Annotated in this window: 18 protein-coding genes and 3 tRNA genes; 10 read left to right on the forward strand and 11 right to left on the reverse strand. The window is 47.7% G+C overall.

Features of this window, described 5'->3' with window-relative positions:
- Positions 1–192: 192 nt before the first annotated feature.
- From EYR25_RS01280 to EYR25_RS01290, 3 genes are all read right to left on the reverse strand, one after another.
- Positions 193–277: transfer RNA gene (locus EYR25_RS01280), tRNA-Tyr, on the reverse strand.
- Positions 278–407: 130 nt separating this feature from the next.
- A tRNA-Tyr gene (locus EYR25_RS01285) sits at positions 408–492 on the reverse strand.
- Positions 493–531: 39 nt separating this feature from the next.
- Positions 532–616, reverse strand: a tRNA-Tyr gene (locus EYR25_RS01290).
- Positions 617–741: 125 nt separating this feature from the next.
- On the opposite strand from EYR25_RS01290, the gene EYR25_RS01295 reads away from it, so the two are divergent.
- From EYR25_RS01295 to EYR25_RS01305, 3 genes are all read left to right on the forward strand, one after another.
- Complete coding sequence (locus EYR25_RS01295; protein WP_023267226.1) at positions 742–1230, forward strand: VC2046/SO_2500 family protein; 489 nt, start codon at positions 742–744, stop codon at positions 1228–1230.
- 177 nt (positions 1231–1407) lie between these two features.
- The gene (locus tag EYR25_RS01300) at positions 1408–1695 is read left to right on the forward strand and encodes a DUF406 family protein (RefSeq protein WP_023267225.1); all 288 of its coding nucleotides are present in this window, start codon (positions 1408–1410) and stop codon (positions 1693–1695) included.
- Between the two features lie 188 nt (positions 1696–1883).
- Positions 1884–4067, forward strand: a complete 2184-nt coding sequence (locus EYR25_RS01305) for a sensor domain-containing phosphodiesterase (protein ID WP_039978178.1) — start codon at positions 1884–1886, stop codon at positions 4065–4067.
- An 81-nt stretch (positions 4068–4148) separates the two neighbouring features.
- Here EYR25_RS01305 and EYR25_RS01310 read toward each other — a convergent pair whose 3' ends face one another.
- Positions 4149–4643, reverse strand: a complete 495-nt coding sequence (locus EYR25_RS01310) for a YchJ family protein (protein ID WP_133178247.1) — start codon at positions 4641–4643, stop codon at positions 4149–4151.
- Positions 4644–4670: 27 nt separating this feature from the next.
- Positions 4671–5249, reverse strand: a complete 579-nt coding sequence (locus EYR25_RS01315) for a DUF4440 domain-containing protein (protein ID WP_133178248.1) — start codon at positions 5247–5249, stop codon at positions 4671–4673.
- Between the two features lie 132 nt (positions 5250–5381).
- On the opposite strand from EYR25_RS01315, the gene smrA reads away from it, so the two are divergent.
- Positions 5382–5972: a DNA endonuclease SmrA gene (gene smrA, locus EYR25_RS01320; RefSeq protein WP_133178249.1), complete on the forward strand. Its 591-nt coding sequence runs from the start codon at positions 5382–5384 to the stop codon at positions 5970–5972.
- 143 nt (positions 5973–6115) lie between these two features.
- Here the strand turns inward: smrA and EYR25_RS01325 are convergent, their stop codons facing one another.
- The gene (locus tag EYR25_RS01325) at positions 6116–7978 is read right to left on the reverse strand and encodes a M2 family metallopeptidase (RefSeq protein ID WP_133178250.1); all 1863 of its coding nucleotides are present in this window, start codon (positions 7976–7978) and stop codon (positions 6116–6118) included.
- A 217-nt stretch (positions 7979–8195) separates the two neighbouring features.
- Here EYR25_RS01325 and psrA point away from each other — a divergent pair, with 217 nt between their 5' ends.
- Together psrA and EYR25_RS01335 are read left to right on the forward strand one after the other, a co-directional pair.
- Entirely contained in the window at positions 8196–8834 is a 639-nt protein-coding gene (psrA, locus tag EYR25_RS01330) for a TetR family transcriptional repressor PsrA (protein WP_039978175.1), read from the forward strand.
- A 15-nt stretch (positions 8835–8849) separates the two neighbouring features.
- On the forward strand, positions 8850–11129 hold the full coding sequence (locus EYR25_RS01335; RefSeq protein WP_133178251.1) for an acyl-CoA dehydrogenase: 2280 nt from the start codon (positions 8850–8852) through the stop codon (positions 11127–11129).
- A gap of 135 nt (positions 11130–11264) precedes the next feature.
- Here EYR25_RS01335 and pyk read toward each other — a convergent pair whose 3' ends face one another.
- Complete coding sequence (gene pyk / locus EYR25_RS01340) at positions 11265–12704, reverse strand: pyruvate kinase (protein WP_133178252.1); 1440 nt, start codon at positions 12702–12704, stop codon at positions 11265–11267.
- A gap of 185 nt (positions 12705–12889) precedes the next feature.
- Positions 12890–13744 carry a MurR/RpiR family transcriptional regulator gene (locus tag EYR25_RS01345; protein ID WP_011622810.1) on the reverse strand — a complete coding sequence of 285 codons (855 nt, stop codon included), beginning with the start codon at positions 13742–13744 and terminating at the stop codon, positions 12890–12892.
- Positions 13745–14056: 312 nt separating this feature from the next.
- On the opposite strand from EYR25_RS01345, the gene zwf reads away from it, so the two are divergent.
- From zwf to EYR25_RS01365, 4 genes are read left to right on the forward strand one after another with little or no spacing between them, the layout of a single operon-like run.
- Positions 14057–15529 carry a glucose-6-phosphate dehydrogenase gene (gene zwf / locus EYR25_RS01350; protein ID WP_023267216.1) on the forward strand — a complete coding sequence of 491 codons (1473 nt, stop codon included), beginning with the start codon at positions 14057–14059 and terminating at the stop codon, positions 15527–15529.
- A gap of 9 nt (positions 15530–15538) precedes the next feature.
- Entirely contained in the window at positions 15539–16237 is a 699-nt protein-coding gene (gene pgl, locus EYR25_RS01355; protein ID WP_011622808.1) for a 6-phosphogluconolactonase, read from the forward strand.
- A gap of 12 nt (positions 16238–16249) precedes the next feature.
- Positions 16250–18076, forward strand: a complete 1827-nt coding sequence (gene edd / locus EYR25_RS01360; RefSeq protein ID WP_133178253.1) for a phosphogluconate dehydratase — start codon at positions 16250–16252, stop codon at positions 18074–18076.
- 20 nt (positions 18077–18096) lie between these two features.
- Complete coding sequence (locus EYR25_RS01365) at positions 18097–18738, forward strand: bifunctional 4-hydroxy-2-oxoglutarate aldolase/2-dehydro-3-deoxy-phosphogluconate aldolase (RefSeq protein ID WP_133178254.1); 642 nt, start codon at positions 18097–18099, stop codon at positions 18736–18738.
- A gap of 70 nt (positions 18739–18808) precedes the next feature.
- Here EYR25_RS01365 and EYR25_RS01370 read toward each other — a convergent pair whose 3' ends face one another.
- From EYR25_RS01370 to EYR25_RS01380, 3 genes are all read right to left on the reverse strand, one after another.
- The gene (locus tag EYR25_RS01370; protein ID WP_133178255.1) at positions 18809–20149 is read right to left on the reverse strand and encodes an anti-phage deoxyguanosine triphosphatase; all 1341 of its coding nucleotides are present in this window, start codon (positions 20147–20149) and stop codon (positions 18809–18811) included.
- 25 nt (positions 20150–20174) lie between these two features.
- On the reverse strand, positions 20175–20762 hold the full coding sequence (yfbR, locus tag EYR25_RS01375) for a 5'-deoxynucleotidase (protein WP_133178256.1): 588 nt from the start codon (positions 20760–20762) through the stop codon (positions 20175–20177).
- Between the two features lie 217 nt (positions 20763–20979).
- Entirely contained in the window at positions 20980–22194 is a 1215-nt protein-coding gene (locus tag EYR25_RS01380; protein WP_133178257.1) for a pyridoxal phosphate-dependent aminotransferase, read from the reverse strand.
- Positions 22195–22348 lie beyond the last annotated feature (154 nt).

Consider the following 22348-nt stretch of genomic DNA (forward strand, 5'->3'; position numbering starts at 1 on the left):
CCACTTAGCTCAGCAGCATTGGTCTTTAATGCTCAGAAATAGTTTTAACGCTCCGAATGGGGCGTTTTTTATCAGCAAAATCCATGGATTAAAGGTAATAGGGTTAAGCGATAGAATAAGTTTGAATAAGCGGGAGTGCTAGTAAGCAAACTTGGGGAATAATGAGAGATAAAGCGTGAGATAAGAAAGAAGTGGTGGAGGGAGAAGGATTCGAACCTTCGAAGGCGGAGCCGTCAGATTTACAGTCTGATCCCTTTGGCCACTCGGGAACCCCTCCACATATTTTCTTCAACTTTTAAGTCCGACTCATCGAGTCTGATTTAAAAGTTATCTTAAATCTTGGCCGGATTTAAGGGTAAAGCAAGTTTACAGCAGACCAACGATTTTCGAACCATACAAGATAAAAGTGGTGGAGGGAGAAGGATTCGAACCTTCGAAGGCGGAGCCGTCAGATTTACAGTCTGATCCCTTTGGCCACTCGGGAACCCCTCCACGAGTATCTTTTATAGCATCGTTAATTGTTAGTGCAAATGGTGGAGGGAGAAGGATTCGAACCTTCGAAGGCGGAGCCGTCAGATTTACAGTCTGATCCCTTTGGCCACTCGGGAACCCCTCCTCAATTGCGGCCGCCATAGTAGTCAGAAACGTTTGGCATGTAAAGTCTAAATATGAAAATTTTCCTAAAGTTCTGGTTCAACTGGTCGATTAACTAACAACGAGTTGTTTTAATGATGTTTTTTTATGCAAATCGATGTTCCTTTAATCAACGAAGCCCAAATTGGCTCCCGCTTAAATGCGGCAATAGAACACAACAGGCGAGGAGAGTTCGCCCTGTTGTTATCGCTATTGTCTGCAGATGCGAGGGACATGGCGCAGTTTCAATGGCAAAAAGAGCTCGATAATGCAGAAAAATTTCAACGTCAGTTTGAGTTACCGCCGAAGCAAGCACTTTTGGCAGATTTATCGACGGATAAGAATGTTATCGACAACAGTGCCGTTTTTGCAGAGCAAGGGGCGAGGGCGTTTCAGTTGCAACAGGCATTGCGCCCTGAAGCGTTAGTGATCCGTGGTGGCGAGCCTATTGCCATGGCTGAAGCCTTGAGCAACTGCGATCTCACCACACGTCTGCGCCAACGTGGGCAGTTGCCATCCCCTAAAGTGGATGTAATGCATTTTGCCGATCAACTGGCCATTCAACGTAATCTTGTGCCACTCCTTGCGAGTGCTTAAGTCTGTTTTTATACATATTTTCTTGTCTAAATTACCGCCACTAGTGTCGATACACAATAATAAGCGTGAGCTAAAGCTGAGTCTCTATTACCACAGTTACCTATAATAAAGTGTTATTGATGCAGGTTATGTATCACCCTTAAATAAAGCTATATAGCCATTAAAGAGGAAAAACAGATGAAAGGTATCATTGCAGGACAAGCGGCAACCGTGAACGATACTTGCACCGATTGTGGCAGTTTTGTGGATATAGGAGCGGTAATTGATGAACAAGATACTGCTCTCGAGTTGACCTTTACCGGGGCGCAAGCTGAGGTTGATGCGACCAATATGCTGGAACGGGCTCAAGCACGTTTTAGCCAAACTCAAGGGAATATTGTGCCAAATAATGCGGGTGCAACGTTAACACTGGTTTTTGATGTCAGTGTTGAGAAGATGATTTTCCAATTAGAAAATGGGCTATAGCACGATCTCTGTGATACAAATCAGAGTTAATTTGTAATAAAGTGTGGCCGATGTTGCTGTTTTACATGTAGATGTGTAATCTGCGTCAGCAAAAATAATGATAAATCGGCTCCATTAACTTGCCTATTTTTGGCGTGTTAGTCGCAGCAGTACCGTTTTACCCAACACGAAGTTTTGTAGGGATCAGAGTGAAGCGACGTCAGCATCAGCATTTATTAGAATCTTTAGTCCATTCTTCGGCTAAGCAGCAGGGGGACTTTACTAAAACGGCAGAATTAGCCACTGAGTTACTCTGCCAGAATTTAGCTGTTTCGCTGGTGTCGGTTTGGATTTTTTCCGCCGACCAATCGAGCCAGTCCCTCGTCGCCCAATTTGGGGCCATGGCGCTGCAAGATACTCATCGTCCGCATTCATTAAAGCTTATCCCACGCTATTTAACCGAACTCAAAAATCATCGTCATATTGATGCGGGCAACACCTTAATTGACCCGCGCTTGACTGAGTTAGTCGATAGCTACTTTATCCCTAGGCAAATTTTATCTAGCCTAGATGTTGGGATCCGGATTAATGGTCACCTTGAAGGCGTGCTCTGCATTGAACGCGCGCAAGTCACTCACCATTGGCATGACAGCGAAATTCATCTTGCTTGCCAAATGGCCGATCAGCTGGCCTTAACGCTAGCTACCAAACATACCTATGATAAAGAAGAGCGCCTAAGCTTATTTCGCTGTGCAACTGAGCAGTCACGCCAGATGAGCATGCTCATCAATCTACATACTGAAAAAGTAGAGTATGTAAACCAAGCCCATGAGGACATCACGGGTATTATGCGTGACAAGAGCATAGGTTCTAATTTACGAGATTTAGCTTTTTTTAAGCAGCACAATGAATTAGCAGAACAAACGCTCGCGCAGATTTTCAGAGGCGAGCAGGCCAAAGGCGAAGTGCAATTCAATCGTGCTGATGGAAGTCGATATTGGCTTAAGTATGTGGTCAGTCAGTTTATCACCGATCGCGGCAATCATTATGCCTTAGTGTCAGGTGAAGAAAGTACGGATGAACACAACTATAAGGCGGAGCTTGAGCGTTTAGCTTGGCGTTGTAGTCTCACTGGGCTGAATAATCGCAGTCACTTTAATCGGGTTTTAGAGAAAACCACCAAGGGGTTGTTGCTGCTCGTCGATTTAGTCGCCTTTAAACGATTTAACGATACCTATGGTCACGAAAATGGCGACAGCTTGCTGATCGAAATTGGTCGGCGCTTAAAACATTTCTCTGAAATCAATAAAGCGACAGAAATCGCCCGTGTCGGTAGTGATGAGTTCGCCGTGTTACTCACCGATGATAATGCGGTTTACGATCTCGATTATTTTAGTACCCGTCTATACCAACATTTAGCCATGCCGATTTTAATTGGTCGCGAACAAATTGAACCTAAACCCGCACTGGCGGTTGTCGATATCGCCTCAGTGGCGAATCTGTTCGCGCCGCTAACCTGCGCCGATATCGCGGTGCAATATGCGAAGAAGAAAAAGGGCACGGCCATTCAAGTGTTTAATAGCACTTTGCTCAGTGCCTTTAAGGAAGATGCACAAATAGAGCGTGATTTGCATAGCGCCATTCGCGGTCGCCAATTTGAACTTTATTATCAGCCCTTACGGGATCTGGAGCAGCGGACTTATATCGGTGCTGAAGCTTTGATCCGTTGGCATCATCCGAAAAAAGGTGTGCTGTATCCCGGCGCCTTTATCGATATTGCCGAGCAATCTGGGATGATCAACGCCATTGGCAGTTGGGTGCTTGAGGCAGCGTGTCGACAACTCAATATTTGGCAGCACCATAATGCCGATTTGAGCATGCATGTTAACGTTTCTGCACGGCAGTTTTTTAGCGGGAACCTATATGAGCAAGTCTGGCAACTGCTGACGCGTTATCGTTTAAAGCCCAAAACCCTGATCCTTGAAATCACCGAGACGGAATTAATGGGCGACATTCGCCATGCCACGCTCTTATGTCAAGAATTGGCCGAACTGGGTGTGGGGCTGGCCATCGATGACTTTGGCACGGGCTACAGTTCGATGCGTTATCTTAAACAGTTCCCGATCAGTAAGTTAAAAATTGATCGCTCCTTTATCTCCGATCTCACCATTAGCCGCGAAAGCCAAGAAATCGTCTCGGCCATTATTGCAATGGCAAGCGCGCTCAATATTTCCTTGACTGCAGAAGGGGTTGAAACCGCTGAGCAGGAAGCATTTTTGGCCAAGAGTTTTTGTCATCAGGCGCAGGGATATTTATACAGTCCCGCACTGCGAGAGCCAGAGTTTGCACAATTCTTATTGGCCGCGAAAGAACCTAGTCTTGTGACGCATTAACCATTCAGATTAGCGGTGTTGGCGATTTAAAAACAAAAGGCAATCAATCGATTGCCTTTTGTTTTATCTGTTGGTACTTGGTTAATCCTTCATGCAGCACTGCTTAAACTTTTTACCGCTGTGGCAGACGCAGGGATCATTGCGTCCCGGTAGTTTGGCATGCATTTGATGGCCTTTAGTGTAAAACCAACAACCTTGCTCGAAGATAAACTCCGAGCGCTCGTAAATGGCATCAATCGCGCCACTCATTTTATACCACGCCTTAAAGGTTACAGTACCGCGCTTGCTGCCATCGGGGTGAATGGTTTCATCGGCGGATAACACATCAAGCCCTAACCATTGGGGATGGGGACCTTGTTGGAGCTGTTCAAGGGTTAAGCCATCGAGGTAATCTGCATGGTGCGTTTTGATAATATAATCAAAATTTTTCAACATAAAGGCGCAGTAGCGAGAGCGCATTAATTGCTCAGCACTACTCGCCAGTTGTGCGCCGGAATCGAGACCTAGATGCAGTGCTTGGCAGCAGTCTTGGTAGGATTTTTGGCTGCCGCAAGGGCAGTTTTTATCGAGTGTCATATTTATAATACTTTAAAATGTAAACTATTATTGCTTTTTCTTTTGACTGTCAGGCAACGGCGGGAACTGACGGCCATAGTAAAGATTGGGCACAGGTTTGGCATTCAAATAGAAGCTTGGTTCGGCACGGTTGTTCATATCCAGTGTAACGTTCCAGCGCTGCTGAGAGTCTTTTTGGGTGCCAATTACAAACTTGCCTGCAAATTCACTCACAGGTTCGCCAGTCTCTTCTGCGGGGTAAAAACGTACTAGATAATAGCCAGTGTCGAACGCACTTTTGCCCGACAGCTTACGATTAAGTACCCGAAAATCGATATCGATTCGGGCCTTCTTATCGCGGATTTTATCGAAAAAACGCTGGTAAATAGCAACAATGCTCTCGCGGCCATAATAGATTTCTTTACTTTGACTTTCAGAGAGATAGCTTGCATCTTTCGCATAGATTTCTGCGGTGACTTCGGGAGACAGTTCGGTAAATGCCTTAGTGAACAGCGGATAATTGGCATTGATCAGCTGATCGATTGTCGTGGCAGTTTTGACTTTTGTGGGAGTAGCAAAGCTTGGAAGCGACAATAGGCATATCAGGGCTAGCAGCAAAAATCTCATTACATTATTCTAATCAAGCATTCATGGCGCCACTATAATGGAGGTGCCCGCTGAACTAAAGGGTTGAATGTTTACAAAGTGTGTTTCTGTTCTAAAAGTGCACACTGAGCGTTAAGGGTGGAGGAGCTTGCCATGCTGGATGATGAATCGGCACTGTTTTTTGAAGAAATGGCGGGAGTAGTGCCACTAAAGGGTGATGTGAAGGCGGTGAATTTGCAACCTAAGGCACTAACCGATGAGCAAATTCAGCGCCGTGAAGCGCTGCAACGTGAAGCCTATTTGGCCTGTATGCCTTTGGATTTAAGCTTAATCCCGATTATCGCGCCCGATGATATTGCTAGTTTTAAGCGCGAAGGGGTGCAGGGGGCGGTATTTAAGCGCCTAAGGCTTGGGCAATACAGCATTAAGATGGAGCTAGATGTACATGCCTACCGTTTGAGTCAGGCCCGTGAGGCGTTGCTCAATTATTTGCTAGCGGCGCAGGCCCATGGCGAACGCTGTGTCATGCTTATCCATGGCAAGGGCCATAACAGTAAACCCGTGGCCGGACTGCTAAAATCTGCCGTCTGCCATTGGTTATCTCAACTTGATATGGTACTGGCCTATCATTCAGCGAAAACCGAGCAGGGCGGTACGGGCGCCTTGTATGTGATGCTAACTAAATCCGAACAGCTTAAGATTGAGAATAAAGAGGCAAATCGTAAGGGAATGGGTTGGCGTTAATAGGTTTGTGAGCGCATTGATTTTTCTGATAGTTACTCGCGTTCGTTATTAATGCCGAAGCTTAAAAAGAAAATGCCCAACATCGTTGGGCATTTTTATCGGTTTAGTTTAAGGCGCAGATATGACTTGCACTTGAGGCTTAATTACCAGCCACATTGACGATTCGCAGCTTTGTTCTGCTCATCAAGCCAGATTTTAAGTGGCGCAAAATAATCGAGTACGGCGCTCGCATCCATCATTTCCGTTCCTGTGACTTCTTTTAATGCAACGGGCCAAGGTTGGCTTGCACCAAGCGCTAACATTTTATTGAGTTTTTCTCCTGCCGCTTGATTGCCGTAAATACTGCATCGATGCACTGCGCCCTTGTCTCCAGCCGTTTCACACAGCGCCTTATGGAACTGGAATTGCAGAATATGCGCGAGGAAGTAGCGAGTATAAGGCACGTTACCTGGCACATGGTACTTGGCACCTGGGTCAAAATCGGCTTCAGTGCGGTCAGTCGGAGCCTTAACGCCTTGGTATTTCTCCCTTAACGCCCACCAGGCTTGGTTATATTGTGCTGGAGTAATTTCACCGCTAAAGACTTTCCAACGCCACTGGTCAATCATTAAGCCAAAGGGCAGGAAGGCGATTTTATCCAGAGCTTGTTTCAGCAATAGGCCAATATCCTTGGAAGCATCGGGCACGTCTTCGAGCAAACCAATCTGTTTAAGGTAGCTTGGGGTTATTGAAAGCGCGATGGTGTCACCAATGGCTTCATGGAAACCATCATTGGCACTGTTTTTAAACAGGAAAGGCTGCTGTTTATAGGCACGTTGATAGAAGTTGTGTCCAAGCTCGTGGTGAATAACGGTAAAGTCTTCAGCGGTTTTTTGGATACACATCTTGATGCGAATATCATCGAGGTTGTCCAAATCCCACGCCGAGGCATGACAAACGACATCACGATCCTTAGGTTGCAAGAATAAAGAGCGGCTCCAGAAACTGTCTGGCAGCGGCGCAAAGCCCAAAGAGGTGAAAAAGCTTTCGGCTTGTTTCACCATCTTCTGCTCATCATAGCCTTTCTGCGCGAGCAATTCTGTCACATCGTAGCCAGGATCGGCATCGTCTGGGGCGACGAGATCGTACACATTACCCCATTGCTGCGCCCACATATTTCCCAGTAAGTGTGCGGGGATCGGGCCTGTTTTTGGCGCGATGGCGTCACCGTATTCGTTATTCAGCTCGCCGCGAACATAACAATGTAGGGATTCATAGAGAGGTTTAACTTGTCCCCATAAACGGTCTAGTTCCTGTGAAAATTCATCGGGTTTCATATCGTATTGGCTGCGCCATAACTCCGAGAGGTTAGCGTAACCTAAGTCTTTTGCACCTTCGTTGGCGAGTTCGACTTCACGTTGAAATAGCGGGCGCATCGGTTTTGCAATTTCACGCCAGCCTTTCCACGCCTCAAGCAGCTTGGCTGGGTCTCGCGATTCCGCCATTAGGCTCGACAGCTCTGGCTGGGTCATACACTTGCCATCGGCGAAACAGTATTTGCCTTTACCGTAGAGTCCATTGAGCTCGGAGCTGATTTGCGCGAGCTCAGCATTTTTTGCGGGATCAAGCGGTGCAGGTAACACGAGTGCGCTGCGCAGAATATTCAGTTTGCGCGCATTGGCCGGATCGAGTTCCACATTGGCGTATTTGGCGGCTTCGGTGGCGAATTTGACCGACGCGGCACTGACTTTTTCACCCACTGCGGCCGAGAGCGCTGCGGTATCTTCGGTGATGAAGTTACTGTAAATCCATTCGGCGCGATTCGCTTCGATGGAAAGCTGTGCCATCTTCGCTTCAGCATCTTGAATAAAGGCGATGGCCTGAGCTTTATCGGGCGCGGCATTAGTTGCAGCAGGTGCCGCTGCAGTAGTTTCGGCCTGACTTTGGGCATCATTACAGGCGGTTAAGCCTAAGGTAAGCGCTATGGTGAGTGCGAGCGTGGTGGGACGATTCAACAGAATAGCCATGTATTGCAGTCCTTTGTTGTTTTTGTGTTAAGCATTCTACCTAAGCACAGTGTTTTTTGCACAGGACTTGATGACTTTTCATGTTTTTTGCAACGGATGTGAGTTGACTGTTAATCCATGTCAGCAAGGCGCAGCGTATTTGGCCATTTTTCGTTTGACAACTCCCATACCAATGTTTAATTTAAACGAGTGTTTTAAATTAATTCAAGGTCACGGAATGGCAAGTCGATCCGATACAAAAACGAGAATACTTGATGCCGCAGAGAAGCTTTTTGCCGAAAGGGGGTTTTCTGAGACGTCATTGCGACTTATCACCAGCAAGGCGGAGGTTAACTTAGCCTCGGTGAATTATCACTTTGGCTCTAAAAAAGAGTTAATCCGCGCCGTGTTAGCCCGTTATTTAGACGTATTTATGCCCGCCGCATCGACGGCCATAAAGCGTTTACATACTGCGCCAACACAGGCTTCGTTAGAGGAAATTCTTTCTGCATTAGTCGATCCATTATTGGATTTGAACGAGCTGCGCACCGAAGGCACGACAATTTTCCTGCAATTGCTGGGTCGCGGTTACATTGAAAGCCAAGGGCACCTGCGTTGGTTTATCACCACCCATTATGGGCAGCATTTAGACACCTTTGTGAAAGCTGTTTCGGCCAGTGCGCCGCATATTCCTCCTGCTGAAATGTTTTGGCGCTTACACTTTACCCTAGGCACGATTGTTTTCACTATGGCGTCAGCCGATGCGCTCAATGATATTGCCGCGGCCGAATTTGGTGAGCATAACGACATCGAAGCCGTGATCCGTAAAGTGATCCCCTACATGGCTGCGGGCGTATCAGTCCCCGTGGCTTCTTAATAAAAGGTCTTGATTATGTTGACGATTATAATTATTGCCGTGATTGCGATTATTGCGCTATTTGCAGTAAAAAGCCTTCGGATGCAATTTATCACCCAGCCAGTTTTTCACTTCTTTAAAAAAGTATTACCGCCATTATCCGATACCGAGCGCGAAGCGATGGAAGCGGGCGATGTGTGGTGGGAAGGCGAGCTATTCCGCGGTAATCCTAACTGGAATACCCTGCACAGCTACGGTAAACCCACTCTTACGGCTGAAGAGAAAGACTTTATCGATAATCAGGTGATGACCGCCCTGAAGATGATCGATGATTTCGACATCGTGCATAACCGTAAGGATTTGCCACCAGAGCTGTGGGACTACTTTAAGAAAGAAGGCTTCTTTGCGCTGATCATCCCGAAAAAGTTTGGTGGTCGTGCGTTTTCTGCCTACGCCAACTCAACGATTGTGAGTAAATTAGCCAGCCGCAGTGTGAGTGCTGCGGTTACTGTGATGGTGCCAAACTCATTAGGCCCTGGTGAGCTTTTGACTCACTATGGCACTAAAGAGCAAAAGGAGCGCTGGTTACCTGCATTAGCTAAGGGTGATGAGATCCCATGCTTTGCATTAACGGGCCCAGAAGCGGGCAGTGATGCGGGCGCTATCCCCGATGTGGGTATTGTTTGCCGTGGTGAGTTTAACGGCGAAGAAGTTTTAGGCCTTAAATTAACCTGGGACAAGCGTTACATCACGCTTGCTCCTGTCGCAACCGTATTAGGTTTAGCCTTCCAGATGCGTGACCCTGATGGTCTGCTTGGCGATAAAAAGAATTTAGGCATTACCTGCGCCTTGATCCCAACGGATCACCCTGGTGTGGTGATTGGCCGTCGTCATAATCCGCTGAACATGGCGTTTATGAACGGAACCACTAAGGGCGAAGAAGTCTTTATTCCGCTGGATTGGCTCATCGGTGGTCCTGAGTTTGCGGGCAGAGGCTGGCGCATGCTGGTTGAATGTTTATCGGCGGGTCGCGGTATTTCTCTGCCTGCATTGGCTACCGCTTCTGGCCATATGGCGACCAAAACCACCACGGCTTACAGCTATGTGCGTCACCAATTTGGGATGGCGATTGGTAATTTTGAAGGTGTGCAGGAAGCGCTGGCGCGCATTATCGCTAATACCTATCAATTGGAAGCGGCGCGCCGTTTAACTACGACGGGTATCGATCTTAAAGTTAAACCTTCAGTCGTGACGGCGATTGCCAAATTCCACATGACTGAACTGGGCCGCGCGGTGATGAACGATGCGATGGATATTCAGTCGGGTAAGGGCATCCAATTAGGGCCTAAAAACTACTTAGGTCACCCTTATATGTCGAATCCTATTTCGATCACCGTTGAAGGGGCGAACATTTTGACTCGTTCCTTGATGATCTTTGGTCAAGGTGCGACCCGCTGCCATCCTTATGTGTTGGCCGAAATGGAAGCCGCGGCGATGGAAAACGAGCACGATGCGCTTGAGCGTTTCGACTCGCTGTTAATGGGCCATATGGGTTATGCCACTCGCAACGCATTCAGTGCCTTATTCAATGCTTTAACTGCCAGCCGTTTCGGTAGTGCGCCAGTGAGCGGCGAAACTAAGCAGTACTATAAAGATATGACGCGCCTTTCATCGGCATTAGCCTTAATGACGGATATTTCGATGCTGATCATGGGCGGCGATTTGAAGCGTAAGGAAATGTTGTCGGCACGCATGGGTGATGTGTTAAGCCAGCTGTACTTAGGCTCTGCCACCTTAAAACTGTTTGAAGACAATGGCCGTCAACAGGACGATTTACCCGCGGTGCGCTATGTAATGGCAAATCGCCTACATTTAGCGGCTAAAGCGCTTGAAGAAGTGATCCGTAACTTCCCGAACCGTCCATTTGCATGGCTGCTACGTGCGCTGATTTTCCCAATCGGCAACCATTTCAACGCTCCGAGCGATAAAATGGCCACCGAATTGGTCTCTGGCATGCTAAAACCAAGTCCTGCCCGTGAACGCATTACTTTCCTATGCCCTGAGTTTGAAGGCGACGTGGGTGGTATTGCGGAGGTTGAACAGGCCTTTGTGGCGCAATATGCCTGTAAAGAGATTTACAAGAAGCTCAAGAAAGCACAACGCGCCGGTGAGTTACCAGCCAAAGTGCCTAACTTGGTGTTATTTGCTAAAGCGTTGGAGCAGGGCACTGTTACTGAAGATGAGCATCAAAAGCTGTTACATGCCGATAAGCTGCGCTTAGCGGCCATCAATGTGAATGATTTTGAAGCCTTATAATCTGCTTGGCTAGTACTACTGCGATCGTTTCTAGCCGTGACAAGAGATAAAAAAACCACCTCAATTGAGGTGGTTTTTGTTTTTAAGCTTGATGACTCTTAGCCTTTACGTCTAGCTAATGCCAATCAACAAAGATTAAGCCACGATCAACACTTTACAAGTGTTAGTGCCGCCGATAGTTTCCATCGCATCGCCCTTGGTCATTAATACCAAGTCGCCGCTTTGTAGGTAACCCGCAGTTGTTAATGATTCCAGCGCTTTTTGCGCTAACTCATCGGCAGGATAAATGGTTGAATCGAAGTAAATCGGTAACACACCACGGTACAGTGCCATCTTCGCCAGAGTTGTCTCATGGCGTGATAAACCTAGGATAGGTAAAGATGAACTGATACGTGACATTAGTTTAGGTGTTGCGCCAGACTCCGTTAAGGCAATAATCGCTTTAACGCCTTCTAAGTGGTTAGCAGCATACATAGTCGATAGTGCAATCGTTTCTTCAACTGAAGTGAAACGTGCATCTAATCTGTGCTTAGACACTTTCACGCTTGGGTGAGATTCGGCACCGATACACACGTTCGCCATTGCCTTCACGGTTTCTTCTGGGAAGTCACCTGCTGCAGTTTCGGCAGACAGCATCACAGCGTCAGTACCATCGAGTACGGCGTTGGCTACGTCCATAACTTCCGCACGCGTTGGCATTGGGCTCGAAATCATTGACTCCATCATTTGAGTCGCAGTGATCACGATTTTATTCAGTTGACGAGAGCGAGCGATAAGCTTTTTCTGCACTGCAACCAGTGCCGCATCACCAATCTCAACCCCCAAATCACCACGGGCAACCATAACGACGTCAGAGGCTAAAATCACATCATCCATCGCTTCTTCGCTAACAACGGCTTCGGCACGTTCTACTTTTGCTACGATCAGTGCATTGCTGCCAGCTTGTTGCGCTAAAGAACGCGCGTATTCCAGATCGGCGCCGCTACGTGGGAAAGACACGGCTAAGTAATCCACTTGGATCATGGCCGCAGTCAGAATGTCTGCCTTGTCTTTTTCAGTCAGTGCCGCAGCCGATAGGCCACCACCTTGTTTGTTGATCCCTTTATTGTTTGATAGAGGGCCAGCAACGGTAACAGTCGTGTGCACTTTACGACCTTCAACGCGTTCAACACGTAGTTGCACACGGCCGTCGTCGAGCATCAGGATATCGCCAACATTCACATCGTCTGGCAATTGCTTGTAGTCGATACCGACTTGATTCTCGTCGCCTTCGCCTTTGGGGAGTTCAGCGTCCAGAATATAAGCTTGGCCTAATTTCAGTTGGACTTTCTTGTTGTCTTTAAAGGTAGATACACGGATCTTAGGACCTTGTAAGTCACCTAAAATAGCAACATGGACACCTAATTCTTTTGCAATTTCGCGAGCTTGAGTCGCGCGTTTGAGATGATCTTCGGGGGAGCCGTGGGAGAAGTTTAGACGAACAACGTTTGCACCTGCCGCGATAATACGGCGTAAGTTATCGTCACGGTCAGTGGCGGGGCCCAGAGTGGTGACGATTTTGGTTCTGCGGAACATAAGATACTCCGTTAAAGTTAAAAAAATCTTGGGACTATATTAGCATGCAATTCCAAATTATGTAGTAAAGTTACAATCAAATTGATCTAAAGTTATGTTTCAAATTTGTGAGGTATCGCTGAAATTTGCTTTAAAAAAGGCTAGACGGACGATTTGCACTAGCCTTTTTTAAGATAGGAAGTGAATTACAGTATCGGATCTTTATTGATACGAGACTCTTTCAACACTTCTTTCACACGTTTTAAATTGTCACGGAAACGCGGGCCGCGGCGTAGGGTAAAACCAGTCGCCAATACATCTATAGTCACCAATTGCGCTAAACGCGAGGCCATGGGCAAATACATATCGGTATCTTCTGGCACTTCCATCGTCACGGGCAGTGTACATTCCATGGATAACGGTGAGTTACGAGCCGTAATACCAATCACTGCCGCACCGTTTTCTCTCGCTAAACGCGCTATTTCAATCAATGACTTAGTGCGACCAGTATGGGAAATCAGCACCACAACGTCGCCTTCATTGCTGTTAATGCAGCTCATGCGTTGCATCAGAACATCGTCAAAACAGATGACAGGCACATTAAAACGGAAAAATTTATTCTGGGCGTCATGGGCAACAGAGGCCGACGCGCCTAAACCAAAGAAGGAGATAGTTTTGGCTTGGGTCAGAATATCCACTGCTTTATTGATGGCAGTGACGTCTAAGCTTTGACGCGCGGTATCTAAGGAAGCCATTGAAGATTCGAAAATTTTTGTCGTGTAAGACTCAGGAGAGTCATCTTCTTCGACGTGGCGGCTCACATAAGGTGTACCGTTAGCGAGACTTTGTGCCAGATGTAACTTAAAATCAGGAAAGCCTTTAGTATCTAAGCGGCGACAGAAACGGTTCACAGTAGGTTCACTGACATCTGCCATCTTAGCTAAAGTGGCGATGCTGGAGTGAATAGCCGTTTGCGGAGAGGCTAAGATCACCTCTGCAACCTTGCGTTCTGACTTACTAAAATGGGTGAGGCTTTTTTGAACCTTTTCTAGGGTATTCATACGCGTACGTCCGCTAAATTGAGAATGTAATTTTATTTATTTTTGTTTAGTGCTGTTGATCTGTTTCAGGATCTCACTAATCGACATTGCTTAAGTAAGTTTTAAGTACATTTTTGAAATAAGAATTTACTATCATCAGTAATTTAAGCACAAAAAGCATATCAGATTTATGCCCTAGGTGCCTAGTTAGCAAGATTGTTAATATTGATAAAAATAGATGCATTTAACAAATTCTGTTGTTATATTACAACAAAAGTGTGGACTTCTTCATTAGCATGAAGGGACACGACATACAAAGGAGAGCGTAACGCAATGGGCAAAACAACATCAGGCGCCAAAGCTTGTGACTTCGTACTCTTTGGTACTAAAGGCGACTTGGCACGACGCAAGTTGTTACCTTCTTTATACCAGCTAGATAAAGCTGAACTTCTGGATAAAAACACCAAAGTGATTGGGGTTGCTAAAGATGAGTTCAGTCAGGATGAATTTAGAGAACTCGTCATCCTTGCGCTAAAAACCTTCGTTAAAGAACCCCTCTGCGAAGAAACACTCCAACGCTTCTTGTCCCGCTGCCATTATGTCGGCACGAATTTTACTGAATCAGCAGGCTACAGCGCCTTCCATGAATTGCTCAAACCAGAAGAGCGCGTCATGGTCAGTTACTTTGCCACCCCCCCTGCGATTTTTGGCGATATCTGCCGCTGTTTACACGAACAAAATCTTATCCATAGCGATTCTCGCGTGGTACTCGAAAAGCCCATTGGCTCCGATCTCGCATCTTCCCGCGTGATTAACGATCAAGTTTCTGCCTACTTCAAAGAAAACCAAGTTTATCGTATCGACCACTACTTAGGTAAAGAGACGGTACAAAACCTGATTGCGCTGCGTTTCGCTAACTCGTTATTCGCGTCTAAGTGGGATAACCGGACCATTGATCATGTGCAGATCACCGTTGCTGAAGAAGTGGGTATCGAAGGCCGTTGGGGTTACTTCGATAAAGCTGGTCAGATGCGCGATATGATCCAAAACCACTTACTGCAAGTGTTGACACTGGTTGCGATGGATCCTCCTGTTAACTTAGATGCCGACAGTATTCGCGATGAAAAAGTGAAGGTTCTTAAGTCGCTGCGCCCAATCAATGCCGACAATGTGTATGAAAACACTGTCCGTGGTCAGTACAGTGCGGGCTTCCTCAAGGGCAGTCCAGTGCCAGGCTATTTAGAGGAAGAGGGCGCCAACCTTCAGTCCCACACCGAAACCTTTGTGGCGCTGCGTGTTGATATCGACAACTGGCGCTGGGCAGGCGTGCCATTTTATCTGCGTAGCGGTAAACGCATGCCGTTCAAGAGCTCTGAAATTGTGGTGTATTTTAAAAACCCACCACACAACTTGTATCGCTCAAGCTACCGTAACTTGCCACCTAACAAGTTAACTATCCGTCTGCAACCACACGAAGGGGTTGAGATCCAGATGATGAACAAGGTGCCGGGGCTAGAGCAGAAACAACGTTTACAAACCACCAAACTCGACTTGAGTTTCTCGGATACCTTTAAAAACGAGCGTATCGCCGATGCTTACGAGCGTCTGTTGCTCGAAGCCATGCTCGGTAACCAAGCGCTGTTCGTTCGTCGCGACGAAGTGGAACAAGCTTGGACTTGGGTGGATGGCATCATCCAATCATGGGAACAAAGCAACGAGAAACCGAAACCTTATCCTGCGGGCACTTGGGGACCTGTAGCGTCGGTCGCGCTGATCACCAAAGACGGCCGTTCGTGGGATGAATAGGGGGCTTCGATGATTAAAGAAACCGTATTTAAATCCTTTGATACACCCGCAGCACTTGAGCAACAGTTGGCGAATAAGATCGCCAGCCAGTTGCAAGAGGCCGTGGATGCCCGTGGTAAGGCAAGCTTAGTCGTCTCCGGCGGCTCAACACCACTGAAACTGTTTGAACTCCTCAGCATGAAATCCATCGATTGGAGTGATGTTTATGTCACGCTCGCCGATGAGCGCTGGGTAGATGTGGAAGACAGTGCATCGAACGAGCGTTTAGTGCGTGAACATTTACTGCAAAACCGTGCGGCCAATGCCAAGTTCCGTGGATTGAAGAATATGTTTTCCACCGCTGAAGCGGGCGCCGATATGACCGCCGAGTCGCTGTCTAATTTCCCGCGTCCCTTCGATGTGGTGGTGCTCGGTATGGGCAATGATGGTCACACTTGCTCATGGTTCCCTTGCAGCGCCGAACTAAATGATGCCTTGAGCACTCAAGCCCTGTGTGTGGCAACCAATCCCACCACGGCGCCCCACGGCCGGATCACATTATCTAAGAATGCGATCCTCAATAGCAGACAGATTTATCTGCATTTGGTCGGGGAACAGAAATTATCCGTATATCGTCAAGCCTTAGAAAATGATGATGTTAATGCTATGCCCATCAGAGCCGTGTTAGCGCAGCGTAAAACGCCCGTTGACGTGTTCTGGAGCGCTTAAGGAGTCACTCTCATGCACTCAGTCGTTCAATCTGTTACCGACAGAATTATTGCCCGTAGCAAAGCATCTCGTGAAGCGTATTTAGCCGCGTTAAATGATGCTCGTAACCATGGCGTACACCGTAGCTCGTTAAGCTGCGGTAACTTAGCCCACGGTTTTGCTGCTTGTAGTCCAGATGACAAAAATGCATTGCGTCAACTGACCAAAGCCAACATCGGGATTATTACCGCATTCAACGATATGTTGTCTGCGCACCAACCCTATGAAACCTATCCTGAACTGCTGAAAAAAGCCTGTCAGGAAGTGGGCAGCGTTGCACAGGTCGCCGGTGGTGTACCTGCGATGTGTGACGGTGTGACTCAAGGTCAACCCGGGATGGAATTGAGCTTACTGAGTCGTGAAGTGATTGCCATGGCGACGGCGGTGGGCTTATCCCACAACATGTTCGATGGCGCCTTACTACTGGGTATTTGCGACAAAATCGTGCCGGGGCTATTGATTGGTGCCTTAAGTTTTGGCCATTTACCTATGCTGTTTGTGCCTGCTGGCCCAATGAAGTCGGGTATTCCTAACAAGGAAAAAGCCCGCATCCGCCAGCAATTTGCCCAAGGCAAAGTCGATAGAGCGCAGCTGCTTGAGGCCGAAGCGCAGTCCTACCACAGCGCTGGCACTTGTACCTTCTACGGTACGGCTAACTCAAACCAGCTGATGCTCGAAGTCATGGGGCTGCAATTACCGGGTTCATCCTTCGTGAATCCTGACGATCCACTGCGCGAAGCGCTGAATAAAATGGCGGCCAAGCAGGTGTGTCGTTTAACCGAGCTGGGCACTCAATACAGCCCAATCGGTGAAGTGGTTAACGAGAAATCCGTGGTAAACGGCATAGTGGCGCTGCTGGCAACCGGTGGCTCAACTAACTTGACCATGCACATTGTGGCGGCGGCGCGTGCGGCCGGCATTATCGTGAACTGGGATGATTTTTCTGAACTATCTGACGCGGTTCCTTTGCTGGCCCGTGTTTATCCAAACGGTCATGCGGACATTAACCACTTCCACGCCGCAGGCGGTATGGCTTTCCTTATCAAGGAATTACTCGATGCTGGCTTACTGCACGAGGATGTCAACACAGTTGCAGGTTTTGGTCTACGTCGTTACACCCAAGAGCCCAAATTACTCGATGGCGAGCTGCGCTGGGTCGATGGTCCAACCGTCAGCCTAGATACCGAAGTATTAACCTCTGTGGCTACGCCTTTCCAAAACAACGGTGGCTTAAAACTGCTTAAGGGCAACTTGGGTCGCGCTGTGATTAAAGTCTCAGCCGTACAAGAAAAACACCGTGTAGTTGAAGCGCCTGCCGTGGTGATTGACGATCAAAACAAACTCGATGCGCTATTTAAATCCGGCGCGTTAGACCGAGATTGTGTGGTGGTAGTAAAAGGCCAAGGACCGAAAGCCAACGGTATGCCAGAGCTGCACAAGTTAACGCCGCTATTAGGTTCTTTGCAGGATAAAGGCTTTAAAGTGGCACTGATGACCGACGGTCGTATGTCGGGTGCATCGGGCAAAGTGCCTGCGGCGATTCACTTAACGCCAGAGGCTATCGATGGCGGGCTGATTGCTAAAGTGCAAGATGGCGATCTTATTCGTGTCGACGCGCTGACGGGTGAGCTCAGCTTATTAGTTTCAGATGCCGAACTTGCCACAAGAACCGCTGCTGAAATTGACTTACGCCAGTCACGCTATGGTATGGGACGTGAGCTATTTGGGGCACTGCGTTCAAATTTAAGCAGTCCAGAAACCGGTGCGCGCAGTACCAGCGCCATTGACGAACTTTATTAATACAAAGGAAGAATACCGCAATGCTTGAGAATAACTGGTCATTACAACCACAAGATATTTTTAAACGCAGCCCTATTGTTCCTGTTATGGTCATTAACAAGATTGAACATGCGGTGCCGTTGGCTAAAGCCTTAGTCGCTGGCGGGATCAGCGTGTTGGAAGTGACATTACGTACTCCATGCGCCCTTGAAGCTATCACTAAGATCGCCCAAGAAGTGCCTGAAGCGCTTGTCGGTGCAGGCACCATTTTAAATGAAGCCCAGCTCGAACAAGCAATTGCCGCTGGTGCGCAATTTATTATCACCCCAGGTGCAACGGTCGAACTGCTTAAAGCCGGTATGCAAGGCCCTGTGCCTTTGATCCCTGGCGTTGCTAGCATCTCCGAAGTGATGACGGGTATGGCGCTCGGTTACACTCACTTTAAATTCTTCCCAGCGGAAGCCTCGGGCGGTGTGGACGCGCTAAAAGCATTCTCAGGCCCATTAGCGGATATCCGTTTCTGCCCAACGGGTGGTATTACGCCAAGCAGCTATAAAGATTACTTAGCGCTGAAGAATGTGGATTGTATCGGCGGCAGCTGGATTGCCCCAACCGATGCGATGGAGCAGGGCGATTGGGCTAGAATCACTCAACTGTGTAAAGATGCGATTGGCGGGCTCTAAACCGCTTAAGTGTTGATCTCACAGATAATAAAAAACCACCGCAAGGTGGTTTTTTATTGCCTGAACAGCGCTACATTTCTTTGCTGAGCTCCACGTTGGAACCAGCTTTGGGGCTAAATAACTGCTGGTAAAGTCGTCCGGCAAACTCGTCCGTCATGCCAGAAATATAATCCGCCAACACCCTGTGGCTGTTTTGGCCTTGCTGCTCGCTGGTGCGCCAACGTTCTTGGGTATTGAGTGGCAATAAGCGCTCAGGATCCGAGGCAAACGCCTCAAAGAGCCCCATTACAATCTGTTGGCCCTTGTATTCCAGCATTTGGATCTCGGGTTTACGGATAACGTATTTAAACACTAACTGTTTTAGCACATTGAGCGCATGGGCAAATTCGGGTTCGAGGCTGGCATTAAACCGCAGCAACGGTTCCTCGAAGGCCGGATCGTCGTTGATGATAATGGCGGTGACAAAACCATTCACTAAGGTGCCGATGGCATCCTTTCGCAGATGATGTTCATGGGAGAAGAGTTTAGTGCCAATATCGGCAAGCTCTTGGCGGATCCAAGGATCGCCACTGTGCTTAAGTGTTGGCGCTACATCCTGTTGCCATTGCGAGGCTGTGACTATACCCATGACGATGGCATCTTCAAGATCGTGCACCGCGTAGGCGATGTCGTCCGCCAGTTCCATAATCGAGCAATCGAAGGATTTAAACTGAGTGCGTAGATGCGGATAGTTTGGCTGAACACTTGGTTGGACTGAGGTAAAGCGCGCTCTATCGGCAACGGATAACGGTTCCAGTACCCAATCGAAAATGTCGTTATCATCGTCGAATACGCCCTTAACAGGTGGCCATTGTGACGGTTTAAGCTGTCTGTGATTGGTGATTTCAGGATGTGTTCCTGGCACAAACAGCAGCGATTGCGGCGCGGGATATTTCAAAATGCCGAGCATAGTGCGGCGGCACAGATTCATCCCAAAGGCCTCTGTGTAGGGCTCGAGTTTCGAGAGGATGCGAAAGGTCTGGCCATTGCCTTCAAAGCCGCCGTGGTGGCGCATCATATAGTTGAGCGCGACTTCACCGCCGTGGCCAAAGGGCGGATGACCAATATCATGAGCAAGACAGAGTGATTCGAGTAGGCTCATTGATCCTAATAAGGGCTTATGCTCGGGATACTTACGACTCAGCTGCGCCGCGATGCCTGTGCCGATTTGTGACACTTCGAGTGAATGGGTTAAGCGCGTGCGATAGAAATCATTCATGCCCACCCCAAGCACTTGGGTTTTGGCCTGTAGGCGGCGAAAGGCGGCGGAGTGGAGGATCCTTGCCCTGTCCCTTTGGAAAGGGCTTCGATGATCATTTCGTCTTTGTTTATCTTCGCCATGGCGGCGTTCTTGCCAAACACTTGAGCTCATATGCATTCCTAGCGAGAGTGGTACATCACAACATCTTGTTAATTTCGTCTAAATTCAAGGTGAAACTTGGCACAAAGCAATCCATAAAATATTTCACCGCCGGATTAGGATTAGCCGCCAACATGGCTTCGAGGCGTTTGCGCGCGGTATTAAATTCGGTATTGCCGGCGCGATTTTCCTCTAGACACTTAAGGTAAGCGCACAGGGTATCGGCGGATTTGACTATGGCTTTGTAAATCGGATCGGCGTAATCGCTAATAAATAAGCTGCGATAATCCTCTTTAAATTCATCGGGTACCATATCGAGCATGCGCTGCTCGGCAATGGCCTCTATCTTCTTATACTCGGCTTCGATTTCTTTATTAAAGTACTTTACCGGTGTAGGTAAATCGCCGGTTAAGATCTCACTAGCATCGTGGAAAATCGCTAAACTCGTCGCCTGATGGGCATCGAGCGAGGTGCCAAATTTCTTATTACTGATAATAACGAGGGCATGGGCTACCATGGCAACTTGCAGTGAATGCTCTTGAACGTTTTCGGTGCGTACGTTGTACATTAAGGGCCAGCGCTGGATAAGTTTCATTCGGGCGAGGTGGGCAAATAAATGACTCATAATGCTCCTTTAAATGAATGCGGGATTAGGCGTGATTTAACTCGATGAAAAATGTGCGAGAAAAAGTACGGCAATGAAGCTTTAGCCTAACACAGACAAGGGGATAAGTGAGTGGCATGATTGAAGAGTTTTTGCGCTCGCTAAAAAATAAAGCGATCCTGAGGATCGCTTTAGTCGAGATTAACGTTATAGCCGATTTGGATATAAGGCCACAGCACTATTGCTTGTAGCTCTCGAGGAAATGACCAAACTCAGTCAATGCTTTAGTTAAGTCTTCCTTATAGGGTAAAAACACGACTCTTAAGTGATCCGGCTCTGGCCAATTAAAGGCACTGCCGTGCACCAGAAGGATTCTTTTATCCCTGAGTAAATCGAGTACCAAGCGCTCATCATCCCTGAGATTGAACTTCTTCATATCTAATTTAGGGAAGGCATACAGTGCGCCCTTAGGCTTTTTCACACTCACACCGGGGATTTGGTTCAATAACTCATAGCAGGTATCGCGCTGCACGGTTAAACGGCCGCTAGGTAAAATCAGCTCATTAATACTTTGGTAACCGCCGAGTGCGGTTTGAATCGCATGTTGATTCGGTACGTTGGCACATAGGCGCATCGAGGAGAGCATCTCTAACCCTTCGATATAGCTCTTGGCTGCTTTTAAATTGCCAGACAACATCATCCAACCGACACGAAAGCCCGCTGCGCGGTAGGCTTTTGATAGACCATTAAAGGTTACTGTTAAGATATCGTCAGATAGGCTCGCGGCCGGAATATGTTTGGCGTCGTCATATAAAATCTTATCGTAGATTTCATCAGCAAATAAAATCAGGTTGTGCTCGCGGCAGAGCTCGATAACTTGCAACAGTAATTCTTTACTGTAAACCGCGCCCGTTGGGTTGTTTGGATTAATCAACACAATACCACGGGTGCGGGACGAAATTTTGCTCTTAATATCATTAAGATCCGGAAACCAATCTGCGTCTTCATCGCAGCGGTAATGTACCGCTTTACCGCCAGCTAAATTTGCCGCTGCGGTCCACAGTGGATAATCGGGTGAGGGGATCAACACTTCATCATCGGTGTTCAATAAGCCCTGCATGGCCATCATAATCAGCTCAGACACACCATTACCGATATAGATGTCTTCAATATCGACGCCATGAATGCCCTGTGCTTGATAATGCTGCACAATTGCCTTGCGGGCAGAGAATAATCCTTTTGACTCACAGTAGCCTTGGGCGCTGGGGAGATTGAGGATCACATCGCGCACAATTTCTTCCGGCGCTTCAAAACCGAAGGGGGCGGGGTTACCAATGTTGAGTTTGAGGATGCGGTGTCCCTCGTCCTCTAAACGTCTGGCTTCCTTGTGCACTGGGCCGCGGATGTCGTAGCAAACAGTATCCAACTTGTTGGACTTGATGATAGGGCGCATTTACACCTCGAAACATGCAGTTAATTTAGGCTTAAGTTTGTGCACCATAACGAAATTATCTGGCTTAAGGAAGGGGGCTTGAGCACAAATAACAAGTTTTTTTCATCAAACTCGCCAGTTAAATATGCTTTAACTAAGCTTTAAATAAATTAAA

It is taken from the genome of Shewanella decolorationis, from assembly GCF_004354305.1.
In the GTDB taxonomy this organism is placed as follows: domain Bacteria; phylum Pseudomonadota; class Gammaproteobacteria; order Enterobacterales; family Shewanellaceae; genus Shewanella; species Shewanella decolorationis.